The organism is Flammeovirga yaeyamensis (assembly GCF_018736045.1).
Lineage (GTDB): Bacteria > Bacteroidota > Bacteroidia > Cytophagales > Flammeovirgaceae > Flammeovirga > Flammeovirga yaeyamensis.
The window spans coordinates 1,643,655-1,661,558 of the sequence record NZ_CP076132.1; the positions used below are offsets into that span (position 1 = coordinate 1,643,655).

Genomic DNA, 17,904 nt, shown 5'->3' on the forward strand with positions numbered 1-17,904 from the left:
ATTAAAGAAAATGAAAATAAGATATACCTACCACCTACTTTGGCTGTTTATGCTCCAAAGTATGTGTTTAAATGCACAGGATAAAAAGCTAAAGGAATGGCAAGATCCAAGCATTTTTAAAATCAATCGATTAGAAACGCATGCACATTTTATTCCTTTTGCTTCGGACAAAGAAGCAAAGGAAAAGCAATCGAGTTATATCAAAAATTTGAATGGGATGTGGCATTTTTCTTATGCCAATACGCCAACAGAAAGAGAGAAAGAATTTTATAAATCTACATTTGATGTTTCGAAGTGGGATAAAATAGAAGTTCCTGGTACTATTGAGGTTTTAGGGTATGGCTACCCAGTCTATACCAACATTCCTTATCCGATAGAATTGGACAAAGAGGTATATATACGTCCAGAGGACAATCCTGTTGGTTCATATAAAACCAAGTTTACGGTACCAAAATCGTGGAAGAAAAATAAGAACATACTTCATTTCGGTGGAGTGGCTTCCGCTTTTTATGTATGGGTGAACGGTCAATTCGTTGGCTATAGTGAAGGCTCAAAAACACCCGCAGAATTTGATGTGAGCAAGTACTTACGATCTGGGGAAAACGATTTAGCGGTAGAAGTATACAGATACTCGAGTGGTACCTATTTAGAAGATCAAGACTTTTGGAGATTGAGTGGAATCCATAGAGAAGTTTATCTATGGTCGCGACCAAAAGTACATTTACAAGATTTTACCGTGGATGCTTCTTTCGAATACAATTCCGGAAATGCAAAATTGAGTTTTACTGCTGATGTTTCGAAATCAACTAATGAAGTGAACATCAAATTGTTGGATGGAGATGGGAAAGAACATTTAGTACAAGATCTGAAAGCTAGAAATGGACAAGTAAAGTTGATCAAAGAGATCAAAAACATTCAACCTTGGTCAGCAGAAACACCCAATGTATATGATGTCGTCATCTCACTGAAAGGAAAATCAGGAGAGACTGTAGAAGTGATTCATCAGAAAGTAGGCTTTAGAAAAGTAGAAATAAAGAATGCACAATTGTTAGTGAATGGTAAACCGATTTATCTCAAAGGCGTCAATTTACACGAACACGATCCGATTAAAGGTCACGTAGTACAAGAGGAAACGATGTTGAAGGATTTGAAATTGATGAAAGCCAATAATATCAATGCGGTACGTACTTCACATTATCCACAACCGGAAAGATTTTATGAGTTGTGTCTGGAGAATGGTATTTATTTATGTGATGAAGCCAACATAGAAATTCATGGTATTGGAGCCGATTTACAAGGTGTAGTTTACGATACGCTTAACCATCCGGCGTACATGGAATTGTGGCGACCAATGCACTTGGATCGTGTGAGAAGATTGTACAAAAGAGATAGAAATCAGTCAGCGGTTATTTATTGGTCATTAGGGAACGAAAGCAGTAATGGAGATAATTTCTTTGTGTGTTACGACTCCCTAAAAAGTTGGGATAAAACAAGACCTGTGGTATACGAACAAGCCGATAAAGCTAGAAATACGGACATGATCGTTCCTATGTACGATGAATTGGATGTCATAGAAGAGTATGCAAAAGGAGATGACCCAAGACCATATGTGCTTTGCGAATACGCACATTCGATGGGGAATTCGACAGGTAACCTTAAAGAGTTTTGGGATCTTTTCGAAAGGTATCCAAAGTTGCAAGGCGGCTTTATTTGGGACTGGGTGGACCAAGGGTTATTGGCCTACAACAAAGATGGCGAATCGTATTGGGCATATGGAGCCGATTTTGGTCCCTATGATGTGCCATCGGATTATAATTTCTGTTTGAATGGATTGGTGAATCCAGATCGTGTTCCTCAACCTGCTTTGAAAGAAGTAAAGAAGGTATATCAGAATGTGAAAATCGATTGGTATAACAAGGATAAACATCAAATAAACCTGACAAATAAATATGATTTTATTACGTTAGACGATTTCTATTTATCCTATGAAGTGATCTCTAACAAAGCTGAGGTGATCTTTCAATCGTCTATCAAATTGCCGCCAATATTACCAAAGAAAACATCCCAAGTTCGATTGGAGTTGGATGGTATTAATTGGGATCCTCAAGAGGATTATTATGTCACTTTTCAATTGAAGAAAAAACATCCGTTCCCATTATTGGAGGTAGACCATGTTTATGCAGAGGAGCAGTTATTGATTCAAAAATCAAACGATAAAAGAATGGCTGATTTGGGTGGAGAAAACCTAAACTATTCAGAAGCTCAAGGAGAATTAACGGTAACTGGTCTCGATTTTAAAGTAGTATTTGATACTCAATCGGGTTTAATGAAAACATTAGGAACGAAAAAAGAAAATCGAATTGAAGAAGGTTTTAACTTCGATTTCTTTAGAGGAATTACCGACAACGATTATGGCTGGTTGATGGAAGATGTTTGCCGTATTTGGCGACCTGAACATTACCAACAAAAGCTGACGAAGTTTGAGGTGGATAAGCAAGGTGATCGATGTGAAATAAAAACAGAATTTTCATTCACTTCAGAAGGAAAAGAGTTTCTTCGCGGTCAAATCAATTATTTGATATACCCTTCTAAAGATGTAGAAGTAACCGCTTCGATTGTACCTATGCAAAAGGATTTACCAATTATGCCAAGGTTTGGTCTTCAAGCTAAAATGAATAAAGCATTTGAGGATTTGGGTTATTTTGGTAGAGGTCCAGAAGAGAATTATGTCGATAAAAAATCGGGAATGAACATCAATTGGTATGAGACGAAAGCAAAGGATACCTACTATGCTTATACACGTCCACAGGAAAATGGTAATCATACCGAAACTCAATATTTATCGGTAAAAAATCACGAAAGTAATGGGTTATTATTTATAGCAGAAAGCAAAGATTTTGATTTCACAGCATATCCGTATAGCAGAGCCGATTTCTTAACGCCTGAAGTGGATAAAAATGCGAGTGATTTAGAGAAGATAAAATACAAGTTGAAGCATACTTATGATGTTCAGGAAAGAGACTATTTGTACCTGAATATCGATTATGGACAAAGTGGTGTGGCAGGGAACAATACTTGGGGAGCCATGGCTTTACCGAAGTATCAATTAATGCCAGATAACCTAAGTTATTCGTTTAGAATCAAGTTAATTGATTATAGCACGGATATACATTCAGAAGGAATTTCAAGGTTAAAATCAATTATAAATAAAGTAGAATAATCTTATATTAAGTATTTAACATAGTGAGTCATTTTTCATTGAAGAATGACTCATTTTTTATTTGATTAATACTATCGTTTTATGCGTTATTATTGTTAAATTTATGTGGTGTAAATTAACTTTTATAGCAACTATTTATTTTTTTATTGATATAAAATCTAGTAATACAGACTCTAAAAGCACTTTTTGATATAAAATTGAAGAAAATGAAAAAAAAATACTTTTTGACTAGGGGGTACTATCAAAAGCTGTGTATTACTATATGAAAGGCATTTACTTTTTAACAACATGAAAGACACTTATAACAAGTCAGATTTTTTTGAGAAAATCAAACAGCCGAAAAGAAGCAATCATTTTTTGTCTTGGGTTTATGAAATCAAAGATGAGAAAGAGGTGGACGGCTGGATGCAGGAACAGTGGGAAAATGCCGATAAAGATGTAGAAGATTTCAACGCCGATAAGGTGTGGTCACAGATCCATAAACAGACATCAGGATTCAATATTTACAAAACACGTGTATTAAATAATTACCAAAAAGTAGCTGCAGTGGTATTGCCGGTGTTGTTATCAATTGGTTTGATTTACAGTTTGATGAATGTTGACTTTGGACAAAATAGCAACGAAGGTTTTAGTAGAGTTGTCGTTCCAGAAGGAGGTAAATCACATATCGTTTTACCAGATCAATCGGAGGTTTGGATTAATGGAAATAGTGAGATCATTTATCCTAATGATTTTGATGGAGATACCAGGTCGATCACTTTAAAAGGAGAAGCTCATTTCGATGTAACACATAATAAAAAGAAACCTTTTATCGTGAATGTTCAAGATGTTTCTGTAAGAGTATTGGGGACGTCTTTTAACGTTGAGGAAAATAAAGAAACTGGTGAGATTGTCACCACATTAGTAGAAGGAAGTATAGCTACGAAGCTTCCTAAACTGAAAAAAGAACTCTTAATAAAGCCAGGTCAACAGTTAGTCTATAATGAGAAAAAGTCTCATTATAAGCTTCAAAAAGTGGATGTTAGATTATACACTGGATGGAAAGATGGTGTGTTAGATATCGATAACATCTCATTAGAAGAAACCGTTATCCATCTATCAAAATGGTACGGAACGGATATTATTTTAGAAGGGAAGGAGTTGAATGATTTGTCTGTGAAAGCTATAATCAAAGGCGAATCATTAGAAGATGTTTTATCTCTCTTTGATAAAACTATGCACTTACAGCACAGAAATGAAAACAACAAAGTAGTGCTGTATCGAAAATAGAAAACTTACACAATATATAGATCAACATAAAATATTTTGCTTTGTATTTGAAATGAAATAACAAGATATACAACGCAAATAACTAGCTAGGATTTCGAACTAAATATTGTTTGACATGGGGTATGTATTGAAATGAATTACGTTTAATGCTTGCTAAACTTTTAAACGATTACCCCATGTTCATTTTACTCGTAGAGATTTGTTCATTATGCAAAAAAGTATATTATGAAACTAAGGTTATTATTTATCCGACTGAAGGTTGTACTATTGCTCTTAATTGTTTCTCAATTTGCCGGTGCGGCAGAGAAACCAGAAACACAACAGTTTAATTTTAATTTTACGAATACTACCCTAGAAGTAGTATTTGAAGAAATTGAGTCCACAAGTTCTTACAGATTTTTTTATAATCCAGATGCGATTAACACCTCTGAGAGAATATCAATTAATGCTCAAAACTTAGATATCAATAGTTTGATGGATAAAGTTTTAATGGGAACTGATATTGGTTATCATTTACAGAAACATCAAATTGCTCTTTATGAAAAATCAACGGCAATTCCTGTTGAGCAAGAAGAGCAAGATACAGGTATTCTAATCGAAGGGAGAGTAACTGATGAAAACCAAATGCCTATCGTCGGTGCTAGTATTATCGAAAAGGGAACATTCAATGGTATTGTTACTCAGTTTGATGGTCAGTTTAAATTGAAAGTAAAAGATGCGGATGCTGAAATTGAAATCAGTTCAATTGGCTACTTTTCTCAAACATTAAAAGTAGGTTCTCAGACAAAATTTGATGTGTCACTACAAGAAGATGTCGAGCAGCTAGAAGAAGTCATCGTGGTTGGTTATAGCACTCAGAAAAAAGAGAATGTTACAGGATCAGTAGCGGCAGTTAAAGGTGATGATATCGTGGATGTACCCGCTACAACCATCTCGAACTCATTAGCGGGTAGAATGCCAGGTGTTATTGTCACCAACTCAAGTGGTGCTCCAGGTGCGGATGAAGCAACGATTAGAATTCGTGGTTTTGATAACCCATTGGTAATTGTGGATGGTGTTGAAACAGAGTTTAATCGTTTAGATCCAAATGATATTGCAAGTATATCGGTATTAAAAGATGCATCTGCTGCAATCTATGGAGCAAGAGCAGGTAATGGTGTAATTCTAGTAACAACAAAAAGAGGTCAAGCTGGAAAAACAACCGTGAAGCTATCCACTTCTTATGGTGCTCAAAGTTCGATTATTCGTCCTGAATACGTAAACGCAACTCAGTACATGGATTTGGTAAACGATTATGCCCCAGGTACTTATTTAGACGATGATTACTCTCCATATTTAAATGGTCAGAAGCAAAGCACAGATTGGTACGGAGAAACATTTAGAGACAGTGCCCCTATTTTTAGAGGTAACGTAAATGTTAGTGGTGGTTCGGAGAAAGTGAGATATTTCTTATCGTATGGTTATATGGATCAAGCGAGTATTTTACAATCCAATGCGACAAACTACAACCAACACAACATTCGTTCGAATATCAATGTCAACTTAACGAACAACTTAGAGTTACGTTTAGACTTAGCTTACAGACAAGAGAATAGAATGGAACCGGGTGTTTCTTTAGGAGAGATCATGACGTTGACTTCTTTCTCTAATCCAATGGTGCCGGCGTACTACCCAGATCGTTCGTACCCTGTCGATAATGGTTCAAATTTAATTGGTCCAAACTTCGTATCACGTCGTGATGTTTCAGGTTACAACAAAAACGATTACGGTAATACTTCTGCCAACGTCGTATTAAACTATAAGATGCCATTCTTAAAAGGAATGTCAGCAAAAGCTTTCTTTAACTATACGGCGTGGGATACTAGAGGAAAGCACTGGCAAACGGATTACAGCTTTTACCACTACGATGAATCGTCTGATATCTACAGCGAAATAGTAGCAAAAGACATCAGTCAGATTACTTTAACAGAATCATATAATCAAGGGAAAAGCATCACTTCTCAGTTCTTCTTAAATTACGATAAAACATTTGGAGATCATACTATAGGAGCTTTATTATTAGGTGAATTTATTTCATCGGATGGATCTTTTGTTGGTGCCACTCGTGGTAGCTTTATTAGTTCTGCAGTAGATCAGATGTATGCATCTAGTACAGAAAGACAAAATACAGAGGGTTTTGCATGGCAAGATGGTAGAGCATCTTTTGTAGGTAGATTAAACTATAACTACAAAGAGAAATATCTTGCAGAAGCAACTTTTAGATACGATGCATCTCCTCGTTTTAGCGAAGATCATCGATGGGGATTGTTCCCAAGTTTCTCTTTAGGTTGGAGAATTTCTGAAGAGAACTTCTTGAAAAACTCTGAGATAGTAGACAACCTAAAAGTAAGAGCATCTGTGGGTAAATCTGGATATGACGGAATTGGTAACTTTAACTACTTAACAGGTTATATCTACGGAGACGCGTATGTGGTCAACGGAAGTCCAACAGCAGGTTTGGTCACTAAAGGTATGGCAAATCCAAAAGCAACTTGGGAAACCATGACGATGTACAACGTAGGTGTAGACTTCGGTTTATTCAAAGGGATTATCTACGGTGAGTTTGATGCCTTTATGAGAACAAGAGAAGATATCTTAGGTAAAAGAGATCAATCATTACCATCTACTTTTGGTGCTTATTTACCTGATGAAAACATCAACTCACAAGTGGCACAAGGTTTTGAATTATTGTTAGGTCATAAAAAGACCATCAAAAACTTTAAATATGATATCTCTGGTAACGTATCAGTATCTAAATCAAAATGGGATCATTACGATGAGCCAGAATATCTTGATGATGAAACAAGAGCACGATACCAACAATCAGGTCAGTATGTCAACAGATACTTCGGTTATAAAGCACTAGGTCTATTTACTTCGGATGAAGAAATTAAGGGATGGGCCGATCAAGATGGTGATTTGAATAATGGTGTAAACCACGACATTCAGCCTGGCGATATCAAATACTTAGATTACAATGGCGATGGTATCATCAATGATTTAGATAAGCACGTAATTGGTAAGGGATCAATTCCAGAGATCTTCTATGGTATCAATGTAATGCTTCAATGGAAAAACTTCGACTTCTCTATGTTATGGCAAGGAGCTTCAGGGTTTAACGTAGTATTCTCTCAAGAAGCACAGCAACCTTTCTACAACAAAGCAACACCTCTAGCGATGTTTATGGATAGATGGACGGAAGATAACAACGATCCGAACGCAAAATTCCCTAGAACTGTAGCTAACTCTGGTAACCCGAATAACTACGATAAAGAATCATCTTTCTGGTTACAAGACGGATCTTATTTTAGATTAAAGAATGTCAGCTTAGGGTACTCATTGCCTACTAGAATTGCCAACAAGATTGGTATGGAAAACTTGAGAGCAAGTGTTAGTGGTCTAAATTTATTCACCTTCACAGATGTATATCCTTTCGATCCTGAAACACCAACAGGAGGTAGAGGTTGGGATTACCCACAACAAAAAACAGTGATGATGAAATTGGATCTAACGTTCTAAGTCAAACTACTTTTAAACTACAATGAAATGAAAAGATATATAAAAAAGTTATCGATTATTATCACCTTATTGAGTGCGACAAGCTGCTCATTGGTACTCGATAAGGAACCTTTGGATATTATCTCTGACGATCAGGTTTGGAACGATCCTAACTTAATCAGAGCGAATTTAGTACAGCTATATCATCAAGCACCAACAAGAAGAATCTTTAGCTGGGGATACCCTTGGGGAGGCGTTTGGACAGATGGTGTAGCAGAGCCAGCAGATGAACCAGGATCGTATTGTGTCATCTCAGACGAGGCAGTATCTGGCTATTCTTGGGCAGATTCGAGAAGAATCAACAAAAGCGGTTACCAAAGAAACGATACTTACATGAAGTATTGGGATTACGAATCAATTAGAGGATGTAACGAGTTCATCGAAAAAATCGAAACGGGTAATATTTCTGATGATGATAAAGCGACATTAAAAGCAGAAGCTAGATTTATTAGAGCATTTATCTATTTTGAGAAAGTAAAACGTTATGGGGGTGTGCCTATTATCACTAAAGCACAAACGTTAGATGATCCTCAAGAAGAATTGTATCCTGCAAGAAATACGGAACAAGAAGTTTATGACTTTATCATTAGTGAATGTGATGAATTGGCAGATCTTCTTCCAGAGGCTGCAGATCAGGAATTAGGACGTGCTAATAAATATGTAGCTTTATCACTTTTGTCTAGAGCGGCATTATATGCGGGAAGTATCGCAAAATATGGTACTGTTCAACTAAACGGAATCTTAGGTATTAGTGCATCTCCAGACGATTACTATAGAGCAAGTTTGGAAGCGTCCAACAAAATTATCACCGAAGGACCATACGCTTTATTCAATGCTTATGAAGATAAAGCAGAAAACTATCAAATGTTGTTCATTGATCCGAACCATTCAGAAGTAATTTTCTCTAGAGACTTTACAGGTATTGGTAAAGGGCATAGTTATGATTATTTCAATGTAGTAGGTGGTTATGGTTCAGGTTGGGGTAATTACATGCAACCTACATTAGAATTGATTGATGCCTACGATATGATTGATGGATCAGACGGAAAAATAGATTGGGAGAATGTTACTGGTGATCTTGCCTCTGTTTTAGCCAATAAAGATCCACGTCTTCATGGTACGGTAGTATTTGATGGTAATCCTTACGGTGATAGTCAAGTTGACAACTATGTGATTGAAGCCGATGATGGAAATGGTTACGAACTGATGTATCATAAATCCAACGAGATTAATACTTGGATAGTTGACGGTGAGGAAATAGCATTACAAAACGTAGGAAAGAACGCTTATCCAATCACTTTCGATGGTGGTAAATCGGGTTTCTACATGAAAAAGTTTGTGAGTATGCACGACCTTAGAGTTCCTCAGCAACAATCTTCTACCAATTGGATCGAATTCAGATTGGCTGAGATCTTACTTAACAGAGCAGAAGCAGCAGTAGAATTAGGACAAAATGATATTGGTTTACAAGCGGTAAATCAAATTAGAGAGCGTGCTGGTATTGCAAAGTTAACGTCTATCGATATCAACGAAGTGAGACACGAAAGACAAATCGAGATGGCTTTTGAAACACACAGAATGTGGGACATGAGACGTTGGAGAATTGCTGATCAGGTAATGAACAATGTATTCCATGGTGTAACAGTTGTAAGAAGAATGCCAGACAACGAGTATAGATATATCAAACACTCTTGTGATACAAGAGAAGAAGGATTTGATTCTTTTGTTCCAAGATACTTCAACCCTGATAGAAATTATTACTATCCATTGGGAGAAGAAATTGTGAACAACAACCCTAGGATATTAGAGAATCCTAACTACTAATAAGAATAAAGTTGAAAAGGGTGCTGTTAGTATTTCACGACAGTGCTGCAGCACCCCTCTTTTCGCTAAAATTGACTACATAAATAAACAATGAAGCTTTTAAAAATTTTAGTAATTCTCGGATTACTATTCGGATCTGCATGCTCTTCGGATGATGAGGTGAACGTAGTTGACCCTGATGAAGATGATGATGACATTACAGAACTACCATTAAATGAAGTTCCTCAAACAAGAATTGATTACTTGAAAAAAGGAGTGAACTTAGGACATTGGTTTGCACAAACAAGTATTACAGAGGCGAGCTTAAATAGCCGCTTTAATGATGCTGATTTCGACTTTATCGAAAACTCTGGTTTTACCTATGTTCGATTGTCAATTGATGAGTCTGTACTAATTGCAGAAGAAGATTATTCTCAGGTAAACCCTCAATACTTAACAATATTAGAAGACAATATTCAAAAGTTTATCGATAGAGATATTGCAGTACTTTTTGATTTTCATACCACAGATGAGTTCAAAAACAGAGTGCATGAGGATATTATCTTTGCCAATAAGATTAAACAATTCTGGGGGGTAGCTGCCAAACATTTTAAAAAGTATGATCCTGATATGTTGTATTTCGAAGTGTTTAATGAGCCTTGGACGTTAAATGCAGAAGAATGGTACGATATGCAAGAAGACTGGGTGAAAGTGATTCGTTCGAATGCACCTCTGCATACAATAGTTGTAGATGGAAACTTGAGAGTTACTGAAAACAATTGGGATGATGTAGAAGCTTTTATTCTTCAAAAGCCACTTGATGATAAGAATATTGTTTACAATTTACACTGTTATGCTCCAATGGCATTTACACATCAAGCAGCTACTTGGGGTTGGACTACTCTTCAATACATAGAAGGTTTAGAATGGCCTGCCAATACTGATAATGCCAATAGTGTGAAGAATAATGCGAATAAAGTAGAAGTAACATGGGCTATGGATGATTATCTAAGAATCAACTGGAATAAAGATGAGCTTGGTAAGATTATCAAAAAAGTAGGCGATTGGCAAAAAAAATACAATGTGCCGGTAACTTGTAATGAGTTCGGTGTATATGAATATAAATCCCCAAAACAAAGTAGACTATTGTACACTCAAGATATGAGAGAAGCTTTGGAGGAGAACAATATTGGCTGGGCAGTATGGGAATACGATGCCGGTTTCAAAGTAATTGATAGAAGAAACGGCCAAGTTGTTTGGGTGGATGGAATGCAGTCAGCCTTAGGGTTGTAATATTATCGTTATTAGAAAATGAAAAACTACTTATTTGTCTTTTTTTCTTTCTTTTTCTTCTCGTGCCAAACATCAAATGATGTGGTTGAAGAAGAAAAAGAAACACTAGAACCTGCTCAAGATTTTACTTTAGTTTGGTACGATGAGTTCGATTATCAAGGATTGCCAGATGAAACAAAATGGGGATATGAAGAGGGATTGGTAAGAAATAGCGAAGAACAATTTTTTACCAAATCACGTATCGAAAATGCAGAAGTGAAAGGGGGACATCTTCATATTAAAGCAATACAAGAAGACTATAAAGGAGCAAAATATTCCTCTGCTAGTCTTCATACGAATGGTACTTTCGATTTTACTTACGGACGAGTAGAAGTAAGAGCTAAAGTACCGAAAGGAAGAGGAGTTTGGCCAGCGATATGGACTTTAGGAAGTAATATAAACGAAGTAGGTTGGCCAAAATGTGGTGAGATTGATATCATGGAATATGTTGGTTTTATGCCTGATACTATCCATGGGACGATACATACCCAAAGTTATAATCATATGACGGAAACCGATAGAGGGGGTAAATATCAATTGGTCGATCCATGGGCAGAATTCCACGAATATGCCATGGAGTGGTATCCTGATAGTATTCATATTTATGTGGACGATCAGAAATATTTCACTCAAGTAAACGATGGAAGTGGTATCGACTCATGGCCTTTTCAAGAAGCTTCACAATATCTGATCATCAATTTGGCTATTGGTGGTACTTGGGGCGGAATGCAAGGAGTAGATGAATCCATTTTTCCACAAGAATTAATTGTGGATTATGTTAGGATCTATGAATACATAAACAATAAGAACTAACTGTTATTGACGGATGACTTAGCTAAAGCTATCACCAAATCTTTTAATTTAACTTTTTATTGAAATGAAGAACAAATTACTATTCACAATAGGGCTACTATTTACCCTATTTACCGGAAGACTTTATGCACAAACAGTAGATGTTACGTTTAGTGTAGACATGAAAAATGTGGAAGCCTATGACAAAGTGTTTATTACTGGAGATGTCACAGGTTGGTCAAATCAAGAAATAACTGCACCTGCTAGTGGATCTATTTACACTGTAACACTAACTTTAGATGCTGCAACTAATGTATACACTTATCGTTTTGTGGCAAAAAATGGTGATTCTGAGATTTGGGAACCTGTTCCTGCAGAATGTATCCAATGGGATAATAGATGGTTCGAAACACCAGCAGAAAATGCCACTTTACAAACAGTTTGTTTTGGTGAATGTGCTCCATGTGCTGCTTCGTCTGTATATACAATTGGAAGCACTGTAACGCCAGATGCAAGTGGTACAGTAAGTGGTACAGGAGACTTTGAAGAAAACACTGATATCACTTTAACTGCTACTCCTAACGATGGTTACCGTTTTGTACAATGGAAACTAGGTGATACTCAAGTAGGCACGTCTTCAGAATTAGCAGTTAAAGTAACTGAAAACCAAACGTATGAAGCAGTATTTATTTTAGCATCTGATTTACCAAAATATGTGATTACAACAGAGGTGACTCCAGAAAATTCGGGAGAAGTAACAGGTGCAGGAGAATATATTGAAGGGGATGAAGCGACTATCTCAGCAACTGCAAAGGATGGTTTTGTATTCGTTGAATGGAAACAAGGAGACGAGTCGATAACAACAGAGACGGACTATACTTTTAATGTTACAGAAGCCCAAACATTTACTGCTGTTTTTGTTTCAGAATCGAATACAAGAGAAGTGACTTTACAATCGTCTTCAGAAGAGGCAGGAACAGTTTCAGGTGAAGGACAGTTTGCTTCTGGATCAGATGTTACTGTATTAGCAGAAGCTAACGATGATTATGCTTTCTTGTACTGGATGGCTGGTGAAGATATTGTTTCTTATGCAGCAGAATATACATTTACATTAGATAATGATATCACTTTAATAGCTCACTTTATAGCTGTGGAAGAAGCTGAATTTGTTGAAGTTTCATCGAATAGCGTTCCAATGTATGGTGGTACGATTGAAGGAGCAAAAGAATACATTGTTAATACGGAGGCGACTCTAATAGCCACTGCGAAAGATGGTTACTCTTTTGTGAATTGGACTGTTGATGGTGAAGAAGTATCCACTGAAGTCGAGTATTCTTTTATAGTGACAGAAGAGATTACTGTGGAGGCCAATTTCGAATCGATTACTGGTAATTACTTTAACATATCGGCTGGTTTAGAACCTGCAGATGGTGGTAAAATCTTAGGCTTAGGTGAGTATGCAGAAAATGCAACTGCTGTACTAGAAGCAAAATCGGGTATTGGTTTTGACTTTGTAAAATGGACAAAAGGTGGAGAAGATGTCTCAACTGAAGCAGTATATGCATTTACAGTAACTGCAGATGTAGATGATATTGTGGCTCACTTTGTATCAAATATTCCGGAAAATGCCATTAGCGTTACTTTCCAAGTGGATATGAAAGGTCAGGAATATGAGAAAATTGCCATTACAGGTGATGTCACCGAGTGGGGTAAATTTGGTATCATGGAAAAAACAGGTGATGGAGAAATCCATGCAATAACACTACAATTAGATCCAACAAAAGAGGTGTATGCTTACCGTTTTGTAACCATGACCGAAGACGAAGAAGAAGATCTTTGGGAGACGGTTCCTGGAGATTGTAACTTCTGGGAAGAACACCGCCCTTTCACTCCAAATAATGCCACTTCTGATATTGTACTTGATGTGATCTGTTTCGGAGAATGTACTTCTTGCTCTGACAGCACAAACCCTTCTGGGCCGACATCGGTAGAAGATGGTTTAGATGATATTAAAATCGTTGCTTATCCTAACCCGGTAGAAAGCAACCTTACATTAAAAGGATTCAATACAACAAATGAATATAGTGTATATGTGTATTCTTCTGAGGGAAGACTATTACATAAACAGACAGTTCTTGGACAGGAATTAACTACAATTGACTTTACTAAATTTAATCAAGGTATTTATCATGTAGTCATTAATTCTAAAGATCAACACAAGGTAGTGAAGATCTTAAAGTAAGTGATTTTCAGGGGTTGGCTGTTGGTCAACCTCTGTCTTTAAATACCAATATATAACTAACAACAGCTTCATTAATTTTTTTCTCACAGCATAAAATGAAATGAATTATGTGGAAAATTAAAAAAGAAGTATTACTGTTTATTTTATTTCAACTAAGCTATTTTGTAACACTAGCTCAAAACTACAATTGGGACAACGTGGTTGTCGGAGGTGGCGGATACGTCACAGGAATTCAGATTCATCCTTCCGAAGCAGGTTTGATGTACATGAGAACCGATATCGGTGGGTTATTCCGTTGGGACAATGCCAACGATCGTTGGATTGCTCTTTTTGGATGGATAGATCCGAACAACGACAATCTCTATGGAGTAGATGGCTTCGCATTGGATAAAAACAATCCGGATATAGTCTATGCCTGCCTAGGGAAATACCCAACGACTCAAGGAGGAATCTTTAAGTCTTACGACAGAGGAGTGACTTGGGAAAAATTAAGAGATGGTATTTTTGCTTCCAATATGAAGTACCGAGAAGTGGGCGAAAATATGGCTGTTGATCCAAATAACAGTAATATCATCTATTGTGGTACCCGAACAGAAGGGTTACTAAAAAGTACAGATGGTGGCCAGAATTGGTTTACGGTAACAGGAGTGCCTTGGGGGTACACAGGAGTACCGTCAAATTATTGGCCAAAAGACAACAATCCATTAGGTATTCGTAATGTTGTTATTGATGGAAATTCACAACATTCATCTGGAAATTCGACAAATGTTTATGTAACAGTATATGGCGAAGGAGTATACCGATCTTCTGATGGAGGTAACAGCTTTTACAAAATGAATGGTTCTCCATCAAATGTATATAGAACGGCAGTAGCACCAAATAATGTGATCTATGTAACTGCAGATGATGGTGTGTACAAATACAATGGGGGCTGGCAACAATTACCTATCAATCCTGGAGGATACAATTCATTTAATGGGATTTCTGTAGATCCAAACAATCCGAATAATATCATTACAAGTACAGGTGTTGAATTGTGGTGGCAACGTCAGTATATCTCGAATGATGCCGGAGCAACATGGAAAGAATTATATGCTTTTAACGGTACTATGGAGGTACACGATAGAACATGGCACAGTATCGATTTAGGTTTCTTTCAAGCAGCAACAGCAGCCATTATTTTCGATCCTCATAAACCAGGTAGAGTATATAGTACCGATTGGTATCAGGTATGGAGATGTGAAAATGTTTGGGAAACACCATCACATTGGTATAACGATGTGAAAGGTCATGAAGAGATTGTAGTATTGGCCATTTGTACTCCTCATCAAGGAACACCTTTATTTTCAGGACAAGGTGATGTCGTTGGATTTAAACATACAGATCAAAAAGAATTGCCTTTAAAGAGATTAACTGATCAGGCAGAATGTACAGGCTTGGATTATTGTGAAAATGATTACACAAAAATGGCATTGGTTTCGGCAAGCGATTGGTATGGATTAAATACAAGTATTTATACATCCAACGATGCAGGTGATAATTTCACAGAGGTGAGTACTCCAGAAGGAGCTTTGAATGGTAAGATTGCTATAGCTAGTAACGATCCGAATAAAATGGTTTTTGTGTATGGAGATAGCGAGCCGTATTATACAACAGATGGTGGTAACTCATGGCAAAAATCTACAGGTGGACCAACAAGAGCCTTAACAACGACTTATATGTATCAGTACGACGATCCATTACAAGCGGACCGAACTGCAGCAAATACATTCTATTTATTAGATAGAGAAAATGGTAAATTATATAAGTCGACAAACGGTGGACAAAGTTGGTTTGTATCACATAGTGGAAATTTACCTGCCACATCTAATTATGCCAACTTTGCGGCAGCATGGGGAAGTAATAACAACTTGATGGGAGTGAGTATGTGGACTGATGGCTTATGGTTATCAAATAATTCAGGTAGCTCATTTTACAAGATCGATTATTTTAGCAATGCAAGAATGTTCTCGTTTGGTAAAGAAAAGCCGGGTTCTTCGACACCAAGTTTATATGTCTATGGCGTGCATAATAATCAATGGGGTATTTATCAATCCAACGATTTCGGAAGTACTTGGAACAGAATCAATGATAACCAAAATTACATTGGTAACTCTCCGACAATGATGAAAGCCGATCGTCAGACTTATGGTAAAATCTATGTGGGAACTAACGGTAGTGGACTTTTTTATGGTGAGATTTCTGGGGAGGATCCTAATCCAACGCAGTCACCTTATAACGGAAGTGCTTTCCAAATTCCAGGAAAGATTCCAGCAGCGGAGTACGATTTTGGAGGTCAAAATGTAGCATATTATGACAAATCTAGTGGCAACGCTGGCGGTGCATTTAGAGATGACGATGTAGATATTGGATACAATAACCAAGGAGGGTACGATATCGGATGGATAGAAGACGGAGAATGGTTAGAGTATTCTGTGAATATCACTCAGTCGGGGAATTATAAAGTAACAACCACAGTAGCATCACAAGTAAGTGGAACAAAATCATTCGAGCTGAATGTAAACAACCAAACCATCAATTTCTCATTTGATGATGACAGCGGATGGCAGAGTTATGTAGACATCACAAGTGAAGAAGTTTACTTGAATAGTGGAAATTATATCATGAGGTTTAAAGCCAATTCTTATAGTTTTAATGTACATGAATTTGATTTTGTATTAAGTACTGGAGGTGGAAACGAGTGTAGTCAGAATTTACTGAATAACCCCGGTTTTGAATCGGGCGATTTTACATCATGGTCTGGATGGAATAATTCTATAGAGACCAATACAGGACATTTGTATTCTGGTAACTACGGAGCAGGCGCATGGTGGAATGGAGCCATTGAACAAACAGTATATGGGTTGGACCCAAATACACAATATTATGTAACTGTTTGGGCTAAAAATTTAGAATCGGGGAAAAATGGATCCATCAATGTAGACGGACATGGAGGAAGTACCGTGTCTACAACCATTAATTCTACTTCGTTTGCACAATATACTGTGGCATTTACAACAGGAAGTAATAATACCTCTGCTAAAATTCAAATGCGAGCACCTGCTGAAGGCATGAGTGTGGTCGATGATTTTTGGTTAGGGTGTGGGGCATCAAATGCTCGAATAACAAGTGTAATCGATTTGGAACATCAGTTAAAAATTGTGTCTAATCCATCTCTGAATTATATCGAGATTGTTAATTTCGAATCAACTCAAGCAGATGTGATGGTGTACGATATCAATGGACATCAATTGGAACGTTTCAAAGTGGAAAACACACCTCGTTTTTCTTTTGATATCAATGGTTATGCACCAGGAATGTATATCCTATTGATCAAAGAAGACGATCAACTCACGAGAAGAAAATTTATCAAAGAATAATCAGCCAATTTCAAGGATCAAATTTTTGATTGAAATAAACAGGAGACCGACCGCTCTTTTGAGATTGGGTGAAGACACTTCAAGTGTGTGATAGATATAAAAAAGGGAATCTTTCTCTTCGTGTTCATTTTTTGATTTTGAAAGGGTCAGCATCGAGTTGACCCTTTCTAACTATTTATAAGACCAATTATTAATAATGGTGACAAGATGAAAATAAAATTCTGTAGTAG

General features: G+C 36.8%; 8 protein-coding genes. All 8 read left to right on the forward strand.

Going from position 1 to position 17,904, the window contains the following annotated elements; all coding sequences use genetic code 11:
- Positions 1-10: 10 nt before the first annotated feature.
- The 8 genes from KMW28_RS06420 (at position 11) to KMW28_RS06455 (ending at position 17,674) form a co-directional block, all read left to right on the forward strand.
- Entirely contained in the window at positions 11-3,220 is a 3,210-nt protein-coding gene (locus KMW28_RS06420) for a glycoside hydrolase family 2 TIM barrel-domain containing protein (protein WP_169664109.1), read from the forward strand.
- Between the two features lie 288 nt (positions 3,221-3,508).
- A complete protein-coding gene (locus KMW28_RS06425; RefSeq protein ID WP_169664108.1) occupies positions 3,509-4,489 on the forward strand; it encodes a FecR family protein in 981 nt (326 codons plus the stop codon).
- Positions 4,490-4,714: 225 nt separating this feature from the next.
- Positions 4,715-8,047: a TonB-dependent receptor gene (locus KMW28_RS06430; RefSeq protein ID WP_169664107.1), complete on the forward strand. Its 3,333-nt coding sequence runs from the start codon at positions 4,715-4,717 to the stop codon at positions 8,045-8,047.
- A gap of 27 nt (positions 8,048-8,074) precedes the next feature.
- Positions 8,075-9,910 carry a RagB/SusD family nutrient uptake outer membrane protein gene (locus KMW28_RS06435; protein WP_169664106.1) on the forward strand — a complete coding sequence of 612 codons (1,836 nt, stop codon included), beginning with the start codon at positions 8,075-8,077 and terminating at the stop codon, positions 9,908-9,910.
- 90 nt (positions 9,911-10,000) lie between these two features.
- Positions 10,001-11,182, forward strand: coding sequence for a glycoside hydrolase family 5 protein (locus KMW28_RS06440; protein ID WP_169664105.1), 1,182 nt, complete (start codon positions 10,001-10,003; stop codon positions 11,180-11,182).
- 18 nt (positions 11,183-11,200) lie between these two features.
- Entirely contained in the window at positions 11,201-12,034 is an 834-nt protein-coding gene (locus KMW28_RS06445; protein WP_169664104.1) for a glycoside hydrolase family 16 protein, read from the forward strand.
- A 64-nt stretch (positions 12,035-12,098) separates the two neighbouring features.
- The gene (locus tag KMW28_RS06450; protein ID WP_169664103.1) at positions 12,099-14,255 is read left to right on the forward strand and encodes an InlB B-repeat-containing protein; all 2,157 of its coding nucleotides are present in this window, start codon (positions 12,099-12,101) and stop codon (positions 14,253-14,255) included.
- 107 nt (positions 14,256-14,362) lie between these two features.
- Positions 14,363-17,674 (forward strand): VPS10 domain-containing protein, encoded by a 3,312-nt coding sequence (locus KMW28_RS06455; RefSeq protein ID WP_169664102.1) that lies wholly within the window; start codon positions 14,363-14,365, stop codon positions 17,672-17,674.
- Positions 17,675-17,904: the final 230 nt, after the last annotated feature.

What these genes read in the sequence shown, in the direction of transcription:
- KMW28_RS06440 (WP_169664105.1), top strand. Translation starts at nt 10,001, where the DNA reads ATGAAGCTTTTAAAAATTTTAGTAATTCTCGGATTACTATTCGGATCT.
- KMW28_RS06425 (WP_169664108.1), top strand. Translation starts at nt 3,509, where the DNA reads ATGAAAGACACTTATAACAAGTCAGATTTTTTTGAGAAAATCAAACAG.
- KMW28_RS06450 (WP_169664103.1), top strand. Translation starts at nt 12,099, where the DNA reads ATGAAGAACAAATTACTATTCACAATAGGGCTACTATTTACCCTATTT.
- KMW28_RS06445 (WP_169664104.1), top strand. Translation starts at nt 11,201, where the DNA reads ATGAAAAACTACTTATTTGTCTTTTTTTCTTTCTTTTTCTTCTCGTGC.
- KMW28_RS06435 (WP_169664106.1), top strand. Translation starts at nt 8,075, where the DNA reads ATGAAAAGATATATAAAAAAGTTATCGATTATTATCACCTTATTGAGT.
- KMW28_RS06420 (WP_169664109.1), top strand. Translation starts at nt 11, where the DNA reads ATGAAAATAAGATATACCTACCACCTACTTTGGCTGTTTATGCTCCAA.
- KMW28_RS06430 (WP_169664107.1), top strand. Translation starts at nt 4,715, where the DNA reads ATGAAACTAAGGTTATTATTTATCCGACTGAAGGTTGTACTATTGCTC.
- KMW28_RS06455 (WP_169664102.1), top strand. Translation starts at nt 14,363, where the DNA reads ATGTGGAAAATTAAAAAAGAAGTATTACTGTTTATTTTATTTCAACTA.